Annotated in this window: 16 protein-coding genes; 11 read left to right on the top strand and 5 right to left on the bottom strand. The window is 66.1% G+C overall.

Annotated features, from left to right (window positions below):
* Positions 1-78: 78 nt before the first annotated feature.
* Positions 79-1,197, top strand: coding sequence for a DUF1646 family protein (locus tag QMC96_07670; GenBank protein ID MDI6876632.1), 1,119 nt, complete (start codon positions 79-81; stop codon positions 1,195-1,197).
* A gap of 39 nt (positions 1,198-1,236) precedes the next feature.
* On the opposite strand, the gene QMC96_07665 is transcribed toward QMC96_07670, so the two are convergent.
* Positions 1,237-2,361 carry a KamA family radical SAM protein gene (locus QMC96_07665; protein ID MDI6876631.1) on the bottom strand — a complete coding sequence of 375 codons (1,125 nt, stop codon included), beginning with the start codon at positions 2,359-2,361 and terminating at the stop codon, positions 1,237-1,239.
* A gap of 1,186 nt (positions 2,362-3,547) precedes the next feature.
* On the opposite strand from QMC96_07665, the gene QMC96_07660 reads away from it, so the two are divergent.
* Complete coding sequence (locus tag QMC96_07660; GenBank protein ID MDI6876630.1) at positions 3,548-4,648, top strand: CorA family divalent cation transporter; 1,101 nt, start codon at positions 3,548-3,550, stop codon at positions 4,646-4,648.
* A 398-nt stretch (positions 4,649-5,046) separates the two neighbouring features.
* Here the strand turns inward: QMC96_07660 and QMC96_07655 are convergent, their stop codons facing one another.
* Both QMC96_07655 and QMC96_07650 read right to left on the bottom strand, forming a co-directional pair.
* Positions 5,047-5,376, bottom strand: coding sequence for a hypothetical protein (locus QMC96_07655; GenBank protein MDI6876629.1), 330 nt, complete (start codon positions 5,374-5,376; stop codon positions 5,047-5,049).
* Between the two features lie 112 nt (positions 5,377-5,488).
* Positions 5,489-5,758: a hypothetical protein gene (locus QMC96_07650; GenBank protein MDI6876628.1), complete on the bottom strand. Its 270-nt coding sequence runs from the start codon at positions 5,756-5,758 to the stop codon at positions 5,489-5,491.
* 281 nt (positions 5,759-6,039) lie between these two features.
* On the opposite strand from QMC96_07650, the gene QMC96_07645 reads away from it, so the two are divergent.
* Together QMC96_07645 and QMC96_07640 are read left to right on the top strand one after the other, a co-directional pair.
* Positions 6,040-7,797, top strand: a complete 1,758-nt coding sequence (locus QMC96_07645) for a PAS domain S-box protein (protein ID MDI6876627.1) — start codon at positions 6,040-6,042, stop codon at positions 7,795-7,797.
* Positions 7,798-7,914: 117 nt separating this feature from the next.
* Positions 7,915-8,361, top strand: a complete 447-nt coding sequence (locus QMC96_07640; protein ID MDI6876626.1) for a HEAT repeat domain-containing protein — start codon at positions 7,915-7,917, stop codon at positions 8,359-8,361.
* A 499-nt stretch (positions 8,362-8,860) separates the two neighbouring features.
* Here QMC96_07640 and QMC96_07635 read toward each other — a convergent pair whose 3' ends face one another.
* Complete coding sequence (locus tag QMC96_07635; GenBank protein ID MDI6876625.1) at positions 8,861-9,025, bottom strand: hypothetical protein; 165 nt, start codon at positions 9,023-9,025, stop codon at positions 8,861-8,863.
* Positions 9,026-9,086: 61 nt separating this feature from the next.
* Between QMC96_07635 and QMC96_07630 the strand changes: the two genes are divergently transcribed.
* The 6 genes from QMC96_07630 (at position 9,087) to QMC96_07605 (ending at position 15,488) form a co-directional block, all read left to right on the top strand.
* Positions 9,087-9,728, top strand: a complete 642-nt coding sequence (locus QMC96_07630) for a Yip1 family protein (protein ID MDI6876624.1) — start codon at positions 9,087-9,089, stop codon at positions 9,726-9,728.
* Positions 9,729-10,853 carry a hypothetical protein gene (locus QMC96_07625; protein MDI6876623.1) on the top strand — a complete coding sequence of 375 codons (1,125 nt, stop codon included), beginning with the start codon at positions 9,729-9,731 and terminating at the stop codon, positions 10,851-10,853.
* Between the two features lie 93 nt (positions 10,854-10,946).
* Positions 10,947-12,107 (top strand): ABC transporter permease, encoded by a 1,161-nt coding sequence (locus QMC96_07620; GenBank protein MDI6876622.1) that lies wholly within the window; start codon positions 10,947-10,949, stop codon positions 12,105-12,107.
* Positions 12,100-12,801, top strand: coding sequence for an ABC transporter ATP-binding protein (locus QMC96_07615; GenBank protein MDI6876621.1), 702 nt, complete (start codon positions 12,100-12,102; stop codon positions 12,799-12,801). The genes QMC96_07620 and QMC96_07615 overlap by 8 nt, the downstream gene beginning before the upstream one ends.
* A 275-nt stretch (positions 12,802-13,076) precedes the next feature.
* Entirely contained in the window at positions 13,077-14,276 is a 1,200-nt protein-coding gene (locus QMC96_07610; protein ID MDI6876620.1) for an ABC transporter permease, read from the top strand.
* Positions 14,277-14,297: 21 nt separating this feature from the next.
* Complete coding sequence (locus tag QMC96_07605) at positions 14,298-15,488, top strand: ABC transporter permease (GenBank protein MDI6876619.1); 1,191 nt, start codon at positions 14,298-14,300, stop codon at positions 15,486-15,488.
* 11 nt (positions 15,489-15,499) lie between these two features.
* On the opposite strand, the gene QMC96_07600 is transcribed toward QMC96_07605, so the two are convergent.
* On the bottom strand, positions 15,500-16,426 hold the full coding sequence (locus tag QMC96_07600) for an AEC family transporter (protein ID MDI6876618.1): 927 nt from the start codon (positions 16,424-16,426) through the stop codon (positions 15,500-15,502).
* A gap of 145 nt (positions 16,427-16,571) precedes the next feature.
* Here QMC96_07600 and QMC96_07595 point away from each other — a divergent pair, with 145 nt between their 5' ends.
* Positions 16,572-17,129, top strand: coding sequence for a HEAT repeat domain-containing protein (locus QMC96_07595; protein ID MDI6876617.1), 558 nt, complete (start codon positions 16,572-16,574; stop codon positions 17,127-17,129).
* The last annotated feature ends 269 nt before the right edge of the window (positions 17,130-17,398 follow it).

Genomic DNA, 17,398 nt, shown 5'->3' with positions numbered 1-17,398 from the left:
ATGCCCCCCGCAGGCACCGGGGCAGGGGGAAGCAGGACTGAATGGTATATGTAGGTTAAACGAGAGACATTATGGGCAATGGTATCGGAGATACTGGTCACAATAGGGCTTTTTGCAATATTCCTCGTCGTTCTCGTCGGCCCGTTCCGGGTGCGGGCGATCGAGCATAACCTCGAACCCTTCCTCCTCCTGATGGGCATCATCGCCCTGACCATCGCGGGATTTGCCGTGATCCCCGGCGAGACGACGGGCTGGACCCTCGCGATCGTGGAAGAGGCGCTGACCTCGCCCCTGCACATCACGGAGATCCTGGGGGTTCCGATCGGCATCTTCCAGATCGTGCTCCTCGTCGGGCTGATCATCTACCGCTGGCACGGCCCCATCCACGCCGCCATCGGGAGGATGGCAGAGATCCTCTCGCTCCGCGTCACGGTCGCCCTGCTCATCCTGGTCCTTGGCCTGATATCCAGCATCGTCTCCGCCATCATCGCCGCCATCATCCTGGTGGAGGTGCTCTGCGTCCTGCCCATCGAGCGGCGGCCGCGGGTCGAGCTGACGGTGATCGCCTGCTTCGCCATCGGGCTCGGGGCGGCGCTGACCCCCCTCGGCGAGCCCCTGTCCACGATCGCCGTATCCAAGCTCTCGGGTCCGCCCTACTTCGCCGACTTCTTCTTCCTGATCGACCTGCTCGGCATCTATATCGTCCCGGGCATCGTCGCGTTCGCCCTGCTGGGCATGTACCGCGTCCAGTCCCTGGGCACGAGTGCCAGGGTTGCCTGTGAGCCCTACACCGAGACGCTCCGGGACGTGATCCTTCGGGCCGCGCGGGTGTACGTCTTCATCGCGGCGCTGGTCCTCCTGGGGGAGGGGTTCAAGCCGATCATCCTGAAGTACATCGCCCTGGTGCCGGCGGAGCTGCTCTACTGGATCAACACGGTCTCCGCCATCCTGGACAACGCCACGCTGACCGCGGCGGAGATCGGACCCTATCTGTCCATCTTCCAGATCCGCGCCCTGCTGATGGCGCTCGTCGTCGCAGGCGGCATGCTGATCCCGGGCAACATCCCCAATATCATCGCCGCCGGCAAACTGCGGATCACCAGCAAGGAGTGGGCGCGGGTGGGGGTGCCCATCGGAATCGCGGCCCTCGGGATCTATTTCGCGATCCTCTTCATCCCGCAATACCTGGGATTCTGAACCGAACGTTTCGGCCGATGGAAGACAGGGCGGGCCGCGTCATCCGCTCACGGGGAAGCCGGAGGGGAACGGCGGGGCGTCGTGGACCGGGTTCAGGTAGTCGTCGAACCAGTAGGCGGCGGGATTGGCACGGAAGACCATGAAGCGTCCGAGGTTATCGGGATCGGCCGCCTGGTGGTACTTCATGAACGTATGCTCCCCGGTCACGCCGACCACCTCGATCTTGCCGCTGGCGTGCGACATGACGAACCGCGCCCGCTTGGCGAGCCCGGAGCAGGACATCCGCGCCCGCTCGAAGATGGTGTAGCCCTCCTCCAGAGGGACGCAGAAGATGCGGTTCCCGACGGCCGGCCGGCACTGGAAGACGTAGTAGGGCGGCACGCCGATGAACGAGAGCCGCTTGAAGAGCGCGGCGAGCACGTCGGGATCGTCGTTGATGCCCCGCAGGAGAGGGGTCTGGTTGGTCACGATGGCGCCACTCTTCTGGAGGAGAGCCAGCGCTTCCAGGGCCGCATCCGAGAGCTCCCGCGGGTGGTTGAAGTGCGACATGACGTAGATCCGCTTCTCCGCGGTGCTGTGGCGCTCGAACATCTCCAGGAGGCGGGGATCGTCCAGGATCCTCCCGGGATCGTAGGCCGGCAGCTTGCTGCCGATGCGGATGATATGGACATGCTCGATCTCTCGGATGCGGCGGACGATCGATTCCAGCCTGTCCGTGTCCAGCATGAGGGGATCCCCGCCGGTGAGGAGGACGTTCGTGATCTCCGTGTGCCTGCGGATGTACTCGAGAGCATGCGGCAGGTCCCTCACGCTCTCCCGTCTCTCCCCGATGAAGATCCGCTTGCGGAAGCAGAAGCGGCATTGCCCCCCGCAGGCGTCGCTCACCAGGAGGAGGGCGGTCTCCCTGTACTTGTGCTGCAGACCGGGCGCCACCGTGAACGAACTCTCGGAGGAGGGATCCATCCTGCCCCAGGGCTCCAGCTCGCCGGGATCGGGGATCACGATCCGCCGGAGGGGGTCGAGCGGGTCCTCCCAGTCGATGAGGGATGCATAGTATTCGCTGACACGGAGGGGGTAGACGTCGGCAACCATCTGGATGCCCCCCCTCTCCTCTTCGGTCAGGCGCTCCAGGTCTTCGACCCGTGTACAGTACTTCGATATCATGGCGATCCCCTCTAGCACGCGAATCTTCACGGTCCTCCTGAAAGTATGCCGTTTGGGGCAAGGTGCGCCTGAAAAGGTGTCGGACTGCGACTTCTGAGCCCAAACCATCAGGGGGAGCCAGATTCGGCATCAATTACTATGGGATTCATCCATTAAGTAATTTGCCCATCTCCTGCGGGCACGTATCAGTAACAATGTTCATATATAACTTTTCTGTCCCCCGTGCTGCGGCGGACGACCCCGCCCCCCGACCCGGAGAAGATCCCGGACGCCCCTCCCTGCCAACGATGGGGACGCCCGCAGAGGGATGCCCGCGGGGGAGTGCATAGCATGAGCGCCGGGTCCGGAGAGGAGAGTTTCCTCTCTCCCGGGATTTCATCGGCCCGACGATCCGCTCTCCCGGATGAACGCCGCCACGCGTGGACGGCCGCGTCTCAATCCGGAACCGTTCACTGCCCGGATGGCCTGCGTTCGCCTCTTCCTCCGGATGCCCTGCCGGGGGATATCTCCGGAAGCTCTCGACCTGGATCCCCGCCTCGCCCCCGCAGATTCCACCGCTCTCTTCCGCCGGATCCAGCACCGGGGTATCTCCCCCTGGAGGGCGCTCCCGGAACGCCCGCCGACGATGTCATCATCGTTCCGGCAGCACCGGGGATCAAAGTCGCGAACCGGGGCGAATGGATGCGGGAGTCGTGCCATGTCCGGCGCGGCGGGATCGATGCCCCGTCGTGACCGCCGCCGGGACCCCCTATCCGCAGCCTGGAGGTCACGAGCCGGTCCCGGCGGCCGCAGCGATGCGATCGCGACCTGCGGGGAGCACCGGAACCGGGATCGAGACGCGGGAGAATGCCCCGGCCCGGTCCAGCGGGCCACCCTGTCCGACCGCGTGCGTCCGCGACCGAAAGGGCCGGGATACGTGGTCCGGGCACGGGACATCGCCGATGGATTGCGGTGGAATGCCGAATGACCCTTCTCCGGCATCGGGCGGATCTCCGGTGAAGGAGGGCAGGATCCGCGAGGTGCGGGTGAACGTCGGCTGGCGGTGACCGCAGTGGCCGGAACCAGGCACAGCAGTCCCGTGCCGCAGCGGGACCCTGCGGCACGCGCAGGAGGGGGCCCCGCCGGCGTCCGGCGGCGGAAGAGGCGAAACACAATCCTGATATCGCGGGGAACAGATGATGTGGATATGCAGGATGCGTCCGCGGCGGCGCGGGAGCTCTCCGAGGGGGGCGGGGATGCGATCTCGGTGCACGAGAAGGGCTTCTGCGTCGCGATGTCGGGCGGAGGGGAGACGAGGAGGCGGGCCTCCCGGAGCGTGGGCGACTTCCTTGACATGGTCGACGCCGCCCAGGTCGCCTGGATCGATTTCGTGGTCGAGAACTTCGAGGGGGAGGTCTTCAGCGCGGCGAAGACGCTGGGGTTCAGCGAACTGCTGGTGCGGAACCTGCTGAAGACTCCGAAAGGGGGATACGAGGATCTCGGGAACGAGGTGGGGATCCTGGTACCGGCGATCTCCATGGACGGGTTCGACGTGCGGCTCAACACGCTGCTCATCCTGATCCGCGAGCGGCTGATCGTGACCATCCATACGACGGAGGTGCGGCGGTTCTTCCGGGTGCGCCGGTACGCGGAGACGCTGCTCCGCAAGATCCCGAACAGGAAGCTCCAGAAGGACAAGATATCGCTCCTGCTGATCCGCATTCTGGATGAGAACAACTCCAAGAACTTCGACTATCTGCGGGAGATCGAGGAGGCCGGGGACCGCCTCTCCAAGGACCTCGCCGATCCCCGGGTATCCCGCACGATCATCGGCCCCAAGATCTACGACATGAAGCACGCCCTGATCATCTACCTGGGCGGGCTCTGGGCCACGGTGGATACGCTCAACGCGCTCCGATACGGTGATGCGGATCTGATGACGGACGATCCCAAGATCCTGAACCGGATCAACGCCCTGATCGGAGAGGTCAACTCCCAGATCGGGCTGGCAGAGCACATGAGCGAGGTGCTGGCCAGCGGGCTCGAGGTGCTCCAGTCCATCTACAACAACCAGCTCCAGATCCTGAACAACCGCCTGGCGATGCTCGTCGCCTACCTGACCATCATCGGCACGGCGCTCCTGGTGCCGAACACCATCGCGACGGTGGCGAGCAACACCGTCTTCGATCTGAGGCCGCCGGACGCCCCCTCCTACATGGCCCTCCTGCTCGTCTCCACCCTGCTGGCGACGGGATTCTCCTGGTGGGCGGTGAAGCGGATGGGCCTGCTGCCGAACAGCCCGGACTGACCGCGCGGCACCGCCCCCGTTCGCTCCGGCGGAGGCGGTATAGAAAAGGCTCTCGGCCGTCACCCGGAACAGGCCTTATCGCAGGCGGGGTGGGGGCAATCGGGGGGTGCACCCCCCCTTCAAGAGACCTGAACCGTGAGGGTTCGGCACTCCTGACGTCCCGAACCCCTGACAGGGCTGGCGGAAAGGCTCCCCGCAGCCTGCGATGGATGCAGGAAGAGGGAGGGATCCGTTGACGCGTCTAACCGCCATGCCGTATCCCCGACCGTGCGGGAGCCGCGATGCCAGGAGATCCTCTGCGAGGAGAAGCCCTCTCCTCCCGGCGCATCCCCGATCCAGGCCCGGTCCGCCCCGTCGACCGCTGTGCACAATCCGGGTCACGGGTTCACGAATGCCCTCTACGGAGCCATCTCGCGGACGGCGGCGTAGGAGACGGTATTGGAGAGGAGCCGCGCGAGGCTCTGGATGGCGAGCAGATAGCGGCACTCCCCCAGGGAGATCAGGAGTGCCTTCTTCGAGCGGGACAGCCGCATCCTGCCCGCCTCGAACCAGCACTGCCGGTCCTCCCCCTCCATCGTCCGCGAGCGGGCGACCAGCGGGGCGGTCTCCCCGCGGTTCAGCACCCCGGAGACCTCCTGCAGGTGGATGACGTAGGTGCCGCGGCGAGGGATGCGGACGATCAGGTGGTCGCCGCTCTTCTGGACGTATCCGGCGTCTCTGAACTCCACGGAGGAGACTGGGCGGGGAGCTATATAAACCTTGGAAGGGCAGGGCGAGAGTGAACCGCAGCATCGCGGGCGATGCCCGATCCGTCGGTCGAACCCCCGTCGGGGATGGGGGCTACTCCTCCCCGTCCTCCGCCGGCACCACGATCAGTTCCCAGTCCTCGTCGTCGAACTCGATCGTCCCCGCCCCGTTGCACGTTCCGCAGATCACCGTCTCCTCCGGACCGCACTGCGTCCGCACCCATTCCGCAGCAGGATCCTCGGCATCTGCCGTCATCCCGAAGTATCTCCTGGCCTCCTCGGACTTGACCAGTCTGCAGAGCGCGTAGGCATCGTTCGGGACGAGACCGCTCCCGCCGCACCGCCTGCACTTCAGGACATACATGCCGGTTCGGTTAGCAGAACATCGTATATCAGGGTTTGCAATTCCGCGGCAGCCGGCGGGCGCTATCCCGCCGGAACCCGGGGCCGGCGCAACCGGGGCGGCGGACGGACTGCAGCGGGCATCGGATCCGCAAACCCGCCGCGTGTGCGAACCCCCTCCAGGCCCTTCAGCCCGAGCGGAGGAGGATTCTCCGCCGGGTCTATTTATTCAAATAACATGAGACGCAAATAGTACACAGAATACAGGAAGAATTCCCGAATTTTCGATTGCAGGTGTCGGGTTTGCGCACTCGAGAAACGAATGCCGCGAGGTCCAGGCTGATCCGGTTTGCCGCGTCCGTTCTGGTGCTGCTTGCGCTAGCCGGAGCCGCCATCCCCGCAGCGGCCCAGGGACCGGAGAAGACGGTGCTCGTGATCTCCTCGTACCACCAGGGCGATCCCTGGACGGAGCAGATCACGGAGGGCATCAAGTCCGCGCTGGAAGGGCAGAACGCCAAGATCTACTTCGAGCACATGGACTCCAGCCGGATCGACGAGAAGGGCTACTTCCAGAAGCTGTACGAGCTCTACAGGCTGAAATATGCGGGCATACGGTTCGACGCCGTCATCTGCTCGGACGACACCGCGTTCCAGTTCCTGCTCCTGCACCGGAAGAACCTCTTCCCGAGCACGCCCGTCATCTTCTGCGGCCTCAACCACCTCGACGACGCGGTGCTGGCGGACAGAACGAAGTACACGGGAGTCGTGGAGAATCTCGCCATCCGCGAGACGCTGGATGTGGCCCTCTCCCTGCACCCCTCCACGCGCGAGGTGGTGGTGGTGAACGACCGCACGGACACCGGTATCGCGAACCAGAAGGCGCTGGAGGAGATCGTCCCCGAGTACACCGGCAGGGTGAGTTTTCTCTTCCTGGACAACCTGACCGTACGGGAGCTGGAACGCGAGCTGCAGCAGCTTCCCGCCGACCGGATCGTGCTCTTCCTCTCCTTCAACCGCGACAGCACCGGGCGGGTGCTGGATAACGACGAGAGCATCGCCCTCATCAGCCGGAGCAGCGCCCCGGTCTACAGCCTCTGGAATGTCTATCTGGGCCACGGCATCGTGGGCGGGAAGCTGAGCGACGGCACCGAGCAGGGGAGGAAGGCCGGTGAGATGGCCCTTTCCATCCTCCGGGGGGGAAACGTCACCGATCTGCCCGTCGACCGGGGGAGCGGGAGCCGCTACATGTTCGACTACCGGATGATGCGCGCCTTCGGCATCGGCATGTCCGATCTCCCGCCGGAGAGCACCGTGATCAACCTGCCCGACCCGTTCTACGCGATACCCAAGTACGTGGTCTGGGGCACGATCGCCGGCACCGTCGCGCTCATGAGCGTCATCCTGATCCTGCTGGTCAACATCACGCACCGCCGGCGGATGGAGGAGGCGCTGCGGGCGAGCGAAGAGAAGTTCCGGGGCATCGCGCAGCGCAGCTTCGAGATGATCTACCTGACGGACACGGACGGGCGGATCACCTACGCCTCTCCGGCCGTCGAGAGGATAACGGGATACACCCCGGACGAGGTCGTCGGAAGGCACCTGCACGATCTTGCCGTGGATCCCGCCCGCATCCACCGCGCCCGCAGAAGGCTGCTCGACGGCGGGCAGCAGGACGAGTTCGAGACCGCCCTGCGCAGAAAGGACGGCGCACAGGCGATCGTCGAGGTGAGCACCTCGCCCGTGGTGGTGGACGGCACGATCGTCTCCATCCAGGGGGCGGCCCGGGACATCACCGAGCGGGTGCAGATGGAGACCCTGAAGCGGAGGGCGTTCGAGCAGATCGAGCAGAACATCGAACAGTTCGCCATCCTGGGCGACCACATCCGCAACCCGCTCGCCGTGATCATCGGACTGGCGGATATGGAGGACGGCGAACACTCCCGGAAGATCCTGGAGCAGGCCTGGGAGATCGACCGCATCATCGACCAGCTGGACAGGGGCTGGATCGAGTCGGAGAAGGTGCGGGAGTTCCTGCGCCGCCAGTACGGGCGGGAAGAGTGAGCGGGGGTCGCCGAAGCCTTTTTATCCCCTTCCGCCCCCTGTTAGGGCGGGGTCTGCATCGACGGCGGACCGGGATCCACGGACAGGGCTCGCGAACTGGAACGCCTCGCCAGGGTTCTGCGGCACCCGACATCCAAGATGCGCTGGGATGCCGTCCTGGCTCTCGAGGGCATGCCCGGCGATCGGGCGACCGAGCTCCTGGTGCAGGCGCTCCAGGATCCGGACTACGTGAGCATCCGCTGGAGGGCGGCGATCGCTCTCGGGAGGCGGCAGGATCCCCGGGCGGTGGAGCCGCTCCTGCGGGTTCTCGAGAGCAGCGACCACTTCTCCGTCCGCGAGGAGGCGGCAGAGGCCCTGGGCAGCATCGGGGACGAGAGGGCGGTGCCGGCCCTGATACGGGCTCTGGAAGACCGGGACCGGGGCGTGCGGCTGCGGGCGCTCCAGGCGCTCGTCGAGATCGGGGCGAAGGAGCCGCTCCGGCAGGCGCTGAAGGGATCGAAGGCCGAGGGCGAGGTGGAGGAGGCGCTGCGGCGCATCGAAGGGAGAGAGAAAAGGAGAGAATAGCATTCAGATTTGCGCACCTCGGGATGCCCGTGTTCGCGGGTGACCCGTTCGGGTGGAGCAATAGACACCGAGCGCTCTCATCTGCGGTGGAGACTCTCCTCCTCGATGCGGGTACGCTTCGATCCCGCGGTCACGTTTGGCCATACGGTCCGGGAGACCCTGAAGGGGTATTCGGGATGCTCTGTCCGGGTCGGCCCTCGCCTGCAGGGGAGGGGCAGGACGGACAGATATTGTGTGCGTACAGAACCCCCGCTCGTCCAGGGCTTATCCAATGGCCGCAGATCTCTTTATAAAGGCACCTCTCGTCAGCGTTGACCGGGTCACGGGGGCATGGGAAGAAGGCTGATCCCCTGCAACAGCCTGCAAACCGACCTCTCTTCCCCGGCGACGAGATGTACATCTCCAGGAGGGGGATGAGCGCCCCCGCGTCGGGAGGGCTGGCAGGTTGGTCTTCGCCATCATGCTCTGTTCCCGAACGGGTGCCGGAGAATCGGTCCCTTCAGCCGCCATTCCCTGTCAGCTGAACCGGTTCCCGGGTTTTCACCTTGGTCCCCGTCGTGCGCTGTAGCCCCACGGCAATCTCCACGGGCGGGGTATTGATGCGGTTGCCGCTCCCCCGAGCAGCGATCTTCAGGCGGGAGACCTCGAAATGCCCGAACGGCACAGTCCATCAATTGGCAAAGATAAAGGGGTCATGGGATGCATAAGTACAGAAGGAGTATACCATGGCGACATCCATTGCCCGGGTGCTGGTCAAGCCTGCCCGGTTTTATTCGGAAAAGAAGGTTGAACAGGAGAGTTTGAGAGTTCCGGTACTGATCGTGCTGGTGCTGGGAGCCGTATCGGCCGCTGCCGCCTACCTCATGGCAGGCCTGACCATGCAGCTGCTCCCCGGGGATATGCAGTCCTTTGCCGCTATTGCGGGTGCTGCAGGAGCAGCTGGCGCTCTGATTGCTGCATTCCTGACCTGGGCTGTGATCGCTGCGGTATTTTTCGGAATATCAGCGTTCTTCGGGGGCCAGGGCAGCTTCAGGAGAACGCTGGAGTTCGTCGGGTACGGCTTCGTCCCCCAGATCATCGGGGGGATAGTATCGCTCATCCTGATATTTTCCTTTGTCTCCGGCGTCCAGGTCGCGCCGGTAACCGACCCGCTGGAGGTGCAGAGGGCGGTGGGACAGCTGATGCAGTCCCCGCTCCTTCTCCTCTCGTCGCTCGTCGGCATCCTGTTTCTGGCGTGGAGCGCCAACATCTGGATCTTCGCCGTCCAGCACGCCCGCAGCCTGACCACCCGGAACGCGGCGATCACCGTGATCCTGCCCGTTGCCGTATACATCGCCTTCTCGCTGCTCACTCTGGGGTTGTTCTAGATGCGAAGTTCCCTGCTGCTCGTAATCCTTCTGCTGGGCGCACTCGTCGCCGGAGTCTCCGCGAGCGAACAGAGCGCATCGCAGGTGACTGTCTCCGAACACCGGGTGGAGCCTGTCAGCCTGATGCGGGGGGACGTGGGCACCGTCGCCGTCACCGTGACGAACACGGGAACCGAGAGCGTCGCCTACCGATGGGCGAAGCTCTTCGGCACGGAGATCCGCGCCACCGCGGACCCGTACACCACGGGCGGGCTGCTCGGGCCCGGCACCAGCAAGACCTTCACCTTCACGGTCCGCGCGGATGCAGCCGACGGCATCTACTACCCCGTATTCCTGCTCGACTTCCGGGATGCGGGCCAGCTGCGGTACCCGATCCCGATCCGCGTGGAGAGCACGGAACTCCCGCTCTCGCTGACGGCGAAGCCGACGTACATCGTGGAGGGAAAGAGGGGCGATTACACACTCCTCGTGGGAAATCCCCGCGACAGTGCGGTGAACGGGGTCCGCGTGACGCCGACGGGCGAGGGCTTTGAGGCGGCGCCCTCCAGCGCCTTCATCGGCACTCTCGCGCCGGATCAGTCCGCGACGGTATCGTTCAACATCACCCCGGCCCGCTCCACGAACGTCACGTTCGTCGTCACCTACAGGAACGGCGTGAACGAGCACCGCACGGAGCTCGCTCTCCCGCTGACGACCGAGCAGAACCTGCGGGGCGCGGACCTGATCCTGACCAACATCGAAGTCCAGGCGGCAGGCGGCTACTACCGTCTCAGCGGGGACATCACCAACGCCGGGCTCGAGACCGCATACGCGGTCGTGCTCCGCGCGGACGCCTCGGCGGGTCCCGTGCCCCCCTTCGAGAACTACGTGGTGGGGACCCTGGATCCCGACGACTTCGCCAGCTTCGAACTCACGTTCCGCGGGGAGGGTCTGGAACGCGTGCCGCTGATCGTCGAGTTCAAGGACGACGACGGCACCCTCTTCACCTCGACGACGGGCGCCGACATCGCAGCGCAGCCGCTGAAGGGCCCGGAGACGGAGATACCGCTCTATGCCTACGCGCTCGTGGGGCTGCTGGTGCTCGGGGTCGCTGCCGCCATCGTCTACTCCTGGAGACGTGCATGATCACGGGGACGCCGCACCCCCCTGGCGGCTCCTCCGGCTGCAGCCGCCCCGCCCCTGCGGGCAGGGCGGCATCGATGGCATGAGGCGGAGCGATTGATCTTCTTCGAGTTTGCCAGGCGGAATATCCGCCTGCACTGGTTCCGCTCTCTCCTGGCGGTCATCGGGATCGTGATCGGCGTGCTGGCGATCTCCTCGCTGGGGATCCTGGGCAACAGCCTGGTCCTCTCGGTCTCGGAGTCCCTGACCGACGTCGGCGACACCCTCGTGATCACCCCGGGGGCCGGGGGGTTCGGGATGGGGGGCGGGCAGACGGCGCAGAAGATCTCGCCCCGCGACGTGGAGGAGATCCAGCGGATCGCCGCGCCCAACGCCGTGATCCCGCTCCATGTCGGCGGCGATCGGATTGCCCTCGGAAGCGAGATCGGGGCTGCGACCATCTACGGGATGCGGGAGGACGACATCCCCCTGCTCCTGGAGATAGACAGGGGCATCTACCCGCGGGGGGCCTCCGGCGCGATGGTGGGGAGCCAGCTGGCCGAACGGTTCAATATCGCGCCCGGCAGCCGCATCAGCATCGGAAGCGACGGGGAGAGCGTGCGGGTCGTGGGAATCCTCAAGTCCCGGGGAGCGGGGTTCGACATCAACCCGGACTATGCGGTCATCGTCTCCGACCGTATCTTCTCCACCCTGTACGGGGAGGCGGACTGGGACCAGGTGATCGTGAAGGTGCGGAACCTCGACGACATCACCCCCGTCAAAGAGAGGATCGAGGCGAAGTTCAACCGCCGGGAGCCCGTGCTGAACGTCCTCGAGACCCGGGTGATCCTCGAGGCGATCTTCGACGTCTTCGGGCAGATCACGACGTTTACCCTCGCCATCGGGGGCATCTCGCTGGTCGTGGCGGGGGTGAGCATCCTGAACGTGATGATGATGTCCGTCTCCGAGCGGACGCGGGAGATCGGCGTGCTGCGCAGCATCGGCACCCGGAGGACCGAAGTGCTGAGGATGTTCGTCTACGAGTCACTCCTCCTGGGGCTCATCGGAAGCCTGATCGGGGGCGTGCTGAGCCTGGGCGGAGGATACGTGCTGCTCTTCCTGATGGTGCAGAACACGTCCTACCTCTTCGTGCCCTCGACGCTGGTCTACATCCCCTTCGGCATGGCGGTCGGGATCGCGACGAGCGTGCTCTCGGGCTTCTACCCGGCCTACAAGGCATCCAATCTGAATCCTGTGGAGGCGTTGCGGCATGAGTGACGATCGTCTGCGCGGTACCGCTGTCATGCAGCTCAGGGACGTGACGAAGATCTATCCGCTGCCGGGAGGGGACGTGGTGGCGCTGAACCGGGTATCCCTCGAGATCGAGTCCGGAGACTTCATCGCCATCATGGGCCCCTCGGGTTCGGGCAAGTCCACGCTGCTGAACCTCATCGGCTGCCTGGACGTCCCGACTTCCGGCGATCTCTTCATCCGGGGGCGCAACGTCAGGGACCTCTCCGACGACGACCTGACACGGCTGCGGCGGGACAGCATCGGGTTCGTCTTCCAGCAGTTCAACCTGATCCCGCTCCTGACGGCGCTCGAGAACGTGGAGTTCCCCTGCACGCTGAAAGAGGGGGATGGGAAGGGGCGGGGGGCGTGCCGGGATCGCTCCCGCAGCGTGCTGCGGTCGGTGGGGCTCGACGAGCCGCTCTTCAGCCACAAACCGGCGGAACTGTCCGGAGGGCAGCAGCAGCGGGTGGCGATCGCGCGGGCGCTGGTGAACGACCCGGAGATCCTGCTCTGCGACGAGCCCACGGGAAACCTGGACACGAAGACGGGTACCGGCATCATGGAGCTCCTGGCCGAGATGAACCGGAAGGGAAAGACGATCGTCATGGTTACCCACGATCCGCGGGTCGCGGACTACGCGACCCGCCGCATACACCTCGTCGACGGCCAGATCGCGTAGTCCCCCGGGGTTACCCGACGGGACCCTGTGCGACCGCAGGAATCCAAATGGCTATGAGGCAGGAACGGCAACGCTACCGCCGGAAGAGGTCGTGCGATGGGGCGGCGGGAGCGCACCCGTGAACGATGCAGCGATCCGCCTTCGCGGCGGACCTGCAGGATCCTGCGGGCGGAGGCGGCGATCGGGACCGCGCCGCCCGGAACGGCGAGGGCAGCCGGCGGCCCGCCCGACGGCGTCCGCCCCCGCCCACGGGTCGCCACAGGCAGGCGGGCGTGATGTTCCTCAGCTTCGCCGTGCGGAACCTGCGGCGGCACTGGATCCGCTCCTCCCTCTCGATCATCGGGATCGTCATCGGGGTGATCGCGATCGCCTCCCTGGGGATCATGGGCAACAGCATCAACCTCCTGGTCGCCAACCTCATCAGCGACGTCGGCGACACCGTCGTGATCACCCCGCATACGGCGATCGGGACCACGTTCGCCGGCGATCCGCGGACCGCGGTGGATGCCGCGATCCCCGCCCGTCAGGTGGACGAGATCCGCCGGGCGGTCAGCCCGCACCGCGTAATCCCCGTGCTGCAGGGTGCGGACGAGGTGGAGTTCGGCGGCGGCAGGAGCGGTTACACCCAGATCATCGGGCTCGATCCCGAAGACGCCGCGGTCCTGCTCGATATCGAGGAGGGGCAGAACCTCCGCCCGAACCAGCCGGGTGCGCTCGTCGGGACCTACCTCGCACAGGAGTACGATCTCGCGCCCGGCTCACGGATCGCGATCGGCGGCGAGACGCTGCGTGTCACCGGAACGCTCCGCGAACGCGGATTTGCGGCGGACATCAACCCGGACTTCGCGATCGTCGTGCCGCACGCATGGTACGGCAGGCACTTCGGCACGGCGGACGCGTACGCCATGGTCATCGTCCGCGTCGGCGACATGCAGGCGATCGATGCGGTGAAAGAGGCGGTGAACGCCCGCCTGAACCGCCGCGAGGAGACGGTGGACATCTTCGACTCCCGGGAGATGCTGGCGCAGTACCGGGAGATCTACCAGCAGATCACGATCTTTCTCGTCGGCATCGGGGCGATCTCCCTCGTCATCGCCGCCGTTAACATCCTCAACGTCATGTACATATCGGTGACGGAGCGCATCCGCGAGGTTGGTATCCTGCGGAGCATCGGCGTCCTCCGCCGCGAAGTGCTCCGCATGTTCCTGTACGAAGCCCTGATCCTGGGCCTGATCGGAAGCGTCGCCGGCGGGGCGTTCAGCGCCATCGGCGGCTACTTCATCAGCGTCGCCGCCATCGAGGTGTTCACGGCCGGAACCACGTTCGGCGAGAACTTCACGGTCTTCAACCTGGCGTCCGCCGCCTACATCGTCTTCGGGATGCTGTTCGGTGTCGGAACGAGCGTCGCCGCCGGGTTCTACCCGGCGTATAGAGCCGCGCACATGCAGCCGATCGAGGCGATGCGCCATGACTGAACGGCAAAGGCGGGATGCGGCATGATCCTCTTCAGCCTCGCGGTGCGGAACCTGAAGCGGCACGCGGTCCGCTCGGGGCTCGCCACGGTCGGGATCGTCATCGGGGTGATCGCCCTTGCATCGCTCGGCATCATGGGCAGCAGCCTCTCGGTGCTCTTCGGGGGGCTGGTCTCGGACGTGGGCGACACCATTCTCGTCACCCCCCACCTGGCGGCATCCAGCGGGGATCCGTTCGACCCACGGAACACGCTCGCCGCGCGGATCGCGGACCGCGACGTGGCGCTGATCGAGAAGGCTGCCGCCCAGAACCGCGTCATCCCCATGATCCGCACCTCGGAGCGGATCGGCGTCGGGGAGCGGAGCGGCTACACCCTGCTCTACGTGCTGGCTGCGGACGACATCCCCCTCCTGCTGGAGCGCTCGTCCGGCCTCTACCCGCAGCGGTCCTCGGGGGTGATGGTGGGTGCGCTGCTCGCCGACGAGTTCGGCCTGCACGCCGGCAGCCGCATCGAGGTCGGGGGCGAGAGCGTCCGCGTCGTCGGCGTCGCCGCCGAGCGGGGGATGGGGATCGACATCAACCCGGACTACGCCGTCATCGTCACCGACGAGTGGTACGCCGCGCGGCACGGCGAGCAGGAGGCAAGCCAGGTGGTGGTGAAGGTGCGGGATCCCGCGGAGATCGCGGGGGTGAAAGCCGCCATCGATCAGCAGGTCAACCGCCGCCGGGAGACCGTGGACATCCTGGACTCGCGCGAGATCCTGGAGATCTACTACCAGACTGTCGACGCCATCAACGTCTTCCTCCTGGGCATCGGTCTGGTGTCGCTCTTCGTCGCAAGCGTGAGCATCCTGAACGTGATGATCATCTCCGTCACCGAGCGGACCCGCGAGATCGGGCTGATGCGGAGCATCGGGGCGAAGCGGCGGGAGGTGATGGCCATATTCCTCTACGAGAGCCTGGTTCTCGGGATCGCGGGGAGCTTCGCCGGCGGGGCGGCCAGCGCAATCGTCGGCTTCTACGTCAGCGCGTCCGTCGCGGGGCTCCTGGCCGACTTCATCCCCGTGGAGGGGGCGGCCGTCCTGGACCTGACCGCCATCGGCCACATCGCATCCGGCGTCGCCTTCGGCATCGCCGCCAGCATCGTCGCCGGGCTCTACCCGGCCTGGAAGGCGGCGCAGCTCAATCCCATCGAGGCGCTGCGCTACGAGTGAGGGGGCCCCTTTCAGGCCAGGAGAACGGAGGTCACCAGCGGGATGGTCGCCAGGGACGCCAGGGTGGAGACGAACACGGTCCGGGACGCCAGGCGGGCGTCGGAGCCGTACTGCTCGGCGAAAATGACCGTGTTCGCGGCGGCCGGCATCGCCGCGAGGGTGACAAGCACGCTGAATGCGAGAGGATCCGCCGCCAGGGGCCGCAGCAGCACCGCCGCGGCGAGCGGGATGGCCAGGAGGCGGACGGCGGACGCCAGCAGAACCCGCCAGTCCCCGATCATCTCCCGGAGGGGGAACGTCGCCAGCAGGGCTCCGACGACGATCATGGCGAGCGGGGCGGTCACATTTCCCAGGAGCCCGATCGCGTCGATGAACGGCGGCGGGATCTGCACGGACTCCAGGAAGAGGATCAGGCCCGCGACGGAGGCGAGGATGCCGGGATTGGCCAGGAGGCGGGGGTCGAACCCCTGCTCCCTCCCCCGCGTCAGCAGCGCGATCCCGAGGGAGAAGACGAGCACGTTGAAGACGAGGTTGAATATAGCCGCGTAGAAGAGGGTATCGCCGCCGTAGAGGGCCTGGACGACCGGAAATCCCATGAATCCCACGTTGCCGAAGACGATGGCGAACTGGAAGACGCCCCGCTCGGTGCGGGTGGCGGGGAGGGCGGCGGCAGCGAGCCCGGCGATGCCTGAGGAGATAAGGTACAGGATCCCGGTGAGGAGGAGGAGTTCGCCGGCGCCGGCGAGGAGCGCCGCGGATCGGGGGACCTGCATCGAGGCGATGATCAGCGCCGGAATGGCGATGTTGAGGAGGAAGCTGGAGATCCGCCGCGTCGCGTTCAGATCCAGGATCTTCAGGCTGTAGGCGGCATAACCCGCCGTGATCAGGAGGATCAGGGCGAAGATCCGGTCGGCCACTACCAGGAACTCCGTCAGCATCCGCACTCGCCCTCCCGATCCCTATCCGGTTGGGTGTGCATCCTGAAGAAGGGATGCGCACCGCCCCTGCCGGCGTCCTCCGTGTGAGGGACGGAAACCCTTTTGTAGGGTGCGGCGCATACCCACCGATGTCTGAGGTGGCACCATGGGTGAAGAGGCTCCACCGCCCGTGATCATGGTGGATCGGGAGAAGAGGAGGGAGGAGAACTTCGAGAAGATCGTCAGGCAGCTCGGCCATGAGCATATCCCCTACCGGGTGAAGGCGGCGGAGGCTCTCGGGCGGATCGGCGACGAGCGGGGTGTGGTGCCGCTCATCGCGCTCCTGGAGGATCCCTCGAACGAGGTGCGTTACGTGACCACCGTGGCGCTGGGCAGGCTCCGGGACAGGCGGGCCGTGGAGCCTCTCATCCGCGCCCTGAAAGACGAGGAGCGCTGGGTGCGGCAGGGGGCAGCCGGGGCGCTGGGTGAGATCGGGGATCAGCGGGCGGTGCCGGATCTGGTCGCCCTGCTGGAGGATCCGAAGAAGGACGTGCGGGTTGCCGCAGCCGACGCGATCGGGAAGATCCTGGACGAGCAGGGGGTCCGCCCGGATACCGAGGAGGCGGTGAGCGCCCTGATCCGCGCTCTCGAGGACGACGAGTACGAGGTGCGGAGCGCGGCCCGGGGCGCCCTGCGCAAGATCACGGAGCAGGAGGAGTGGTAGTCCCCGTCCTGCAGGCGGATCGTGCGCGGGAGGCATCGCTGCGGTGATGCATCCTTTTTTCGCTGCAGATGGCGGGCAGGTTCGCCGGTCCCGCTCTCGAGGGCGTCCTGTCTTCCCGTGCCGGGAGGGTGTGCGATGAGGCGCTTCTACGTCTCCCCGTTCGACCCTGCCCGAAGGCGACGGGATGCAAATGCGGGGAGCAGGTGATCTGCAGGCGACCGGATGGAACGGAAGAGGGCGCCGGCGAGAGATGGTATCAGCGGGGGGAG

The sequence above is a fragment of the Methanomicrobiales archaeon genome, assembly GCA_030019205.1.
GTDB lineage: Archaea > Halobacteriota > Methanomicrobia > Methanomicrobiales > JACTUA01 > JASEFH01.
This window is presented reverse-complemented; position numbering and strand designations above follow the sequence as displayed.

Excerpts from the sequence above, each read along its gene's own strand:
- QMC96_07670 (MDI6876632.1), top strand. The coding sequence starts at position 79 with ATGGTATCGGAGATACTGGTCACAATAGGGCTTTTTGCAATATTCCTC.
- QMC96_07650 (MDI6876628.1), bottom strand. The coding sequence starts at position 5,758 with ATGTATGTCCTGAAGTGCAGGCGGTGCGGCGGGAGCGGTCTCGTCCCG.
- QMC96_07630 (MDI6876624.1), top strand. The coding sequence starts at position 9,087 with ATGGCGACATCCATTGCCCGGGTGCTGGTCAAGCCTGCCCGGTTTTAT.
- QMC96_07665 (MDI6876631.1), bottom strand. The coding sequence starts at position 2,361 with ATGATATCGAAGTACTGTACACGGGTCGAAGACCTGGAGCGCCTGACC.
- QMC96_07595 (MDI6876617.1), top strand. The coding sequence starts at position 16,572 with ATGGGTGAAGAGGCTCCACCGCCCGTGATCATGGTGGATCGGGAGAAG.
- QMC96_07625 (MDI6876623.1), top strand. The coding sequence starts at position 9,729 with ATGCGAAGTTCCCTGCTGCTCGTAATCCTTCTGCTGGGCGCACTCGTC.
- QMC96_07610 (MDI6876620.1), top strand. The coding sequence starts at position 13,077 with ATGTTCCTCAGCTTCGCCGTGCGGAACCTGCGGCGGCACTGGATCCGC.
- QMC96_07605 (MDI6876619.1), top strand. The coding sequence starts at position 14,298 with ATGATCCTCTTCAGCCTCGCGGTGCGGAACCTGAAGCGGCACGCGGTC.
- QMC96_07660 (MDI6876630.1), top strand. The coding sequence starts at position 3,548 with ATGCAGGATGCGTCCGCGGCGGCGCGGGAGCTCTCCGAGGGGGGCGGG.
- QMC96_07600 (MDI6876618.1), bottom strand. The coding sequence starts at position 16,426 with ATGCTGACGGAGTTCCTGGTAGTGGCCGACCGGATCTTCGCCCTGATC.
- QMC96_07615 (MDI6876621.1), top strand. The coding sequence starts at position 12,100 with ATGAGTGACGATCGTCTGCGCGGTACCGCTGTCATGCAGCTCAGGGAC.